This window comes from Kineococcus endophyticus, from assembly GCF_040796495.1.
Classification (GTDB): Bacteria; Actinomycetota; Actinomycetes; order Actinomycetales; family Kineococcaceae; genus Kineococcus; species Kineococcus endophyticus.
On the sequence record NZ_JBFNQN010000039.1, the window covers coordinates 1 to 1,599 of the forward strand.

Consider the following 1,599-nt stretch of genomic DNA (forward strand, 5'->3'; position numbering starts at 1 on the left):
CGGGCCGGTTCTAGCGGTCCTCGCAACACCCTGAGATTGGGGAGTTGCGAGGACCGTGCCACGACAGCATCCAGTCAGGGTGAAGAAGAAGTTCTTGCGGGACCTGGCCCGCAACGGCGGGAACGTCTCGGCCGCGGCCAGGACCGCGGGCATCAACCGCTCGTTGGGCTTCAAGTGGGTCAAGGCGACCGGTGCAGCCACCGCCGGCAAGCCCGGCCGTCCGCCGCACCCGGGCAGGGCCCGGTACGACACCTTGCGCGCCGAGGGCCTGCCCCGCGCTCAGGCCGCCGCGGCGGTCGGGGTGCTGCTGCGCACCGCCGCGGACTGGGACCACGAGGTCGCCGAAGGAGGGCGCTGGCGCCGTGATGGGCGCTGGGTGGACTACAAGAGCGGTGTGATCAGTGCTAGCGCTCCTGCCGGCTCTCCTGGTGCTGCCCGCTACGCACGGGCCGCGGCGGCCGCTGCTGCCGCCCAAGCCGCGCAGACGGCCTCCCTGGCCGCGGTGGAGGCCAGGCTGCATCCCCGCTTTCTGACGATCAGCGAGCGGGAGACGATCGCTGACCTGCGTCGGGAAGGGAAGTCGTTGCGGGCCATCGGGCGGGTCCTGGGCCGGCACGCCTCAACGATCAAACGCGAGCTCGAGGCCCACGCGATCCCCCTCCCCGACGCCGAGTCCAGCTCCAGTGCTGGGACTGAGGCCAGCACCACAAGGCCGGGCCAGGAGTACCACCCGTACGCGGCGCAGCGGGCGTGGGCGGCCAGCCGAGCCCGCCCCAAGGACTCCAAGCTGGCCGCGCCGGGCCCGCTGCGCGCCTACGTGGCCCAGAAGCTGACGCTGCGGTGGTCCCCTGAGCAGATCAGTCATGCTCTGGTCCAAGACTTCCCTGACGAGTACGACATGCGGGTGAGTGTGGAGACGATCTACCAGGCCCTGTACGTCCAGGCCCGCGGCGGGCTGCGCCGTGAGGTCGCCGCGGCGTTGCGCAGCGGCCGCACCCGCCGGGTCCCGCACCGGCGCCCCGATCAGCGCACCCCCCGCTTCATCGACCCGATGCTGATGATCTCCGAACGCCCCGCCGAGGTGCAGGACCGGGCGGTGCCAGGGCACTGGGAGGGGGACCTGATCGTGGGGACCGCCTCCGGCTCGGCGATCGTGACGCTGGTCGAGCGCAGCACCCGGTACGTGATGCTGGGGCACCTGCCCGGCGGGCACACCGCTGAGGAGGTCCGCGACGTCCTGGTCACCCTCATCACCACGCTGCCGCAGCACCTGCGGGGGTCGCTGACCTGGGATCAGGGCAGTGAGATGGCCGCGCACCGGCAGTTCACCATCGCCACCGGGGTCCCGGTCTACTTCTGCGACCCGCACTCACCCTGGCAGCGGGGCTCGAACGAGAACACCAACGGGCTGCTGCGGCAGTACTTCCCCAAGGGCACCGACCTGAAGGTGCACACCGCCGCGGACCTGGAGTACGTGGCGCAGGAGCTGAACGGGCGACCACGCAAGACGCTCGGCTGGGCCAACCCAGCCGAGCGCCTACGTGATCTACTCACCCTCACGTAGACCACGCGGTGTTGCGAGGACCACGAGAATCCGCC

Annotated in this window: 1 protein-coding gene; it reads left to right on the forward strand. The window is 71.2% G+C overall.

Annotation, left to right across the window (positions count from 1 at the left end):
* Positions 1-301: 301 nt before the first annotated feature.
* Positions 302-1,564, forward strand: coding sequence for an IS30 family transposase (locus AB1207_RS24415; protein WP_437179021.1), 1,263 nt, complete (start codon positions 302-304; stop codon positions 1,562-1,564).
* The last annotated feature ends 35 nt before the right edge of the window (positions 1,565-1,599 follow it).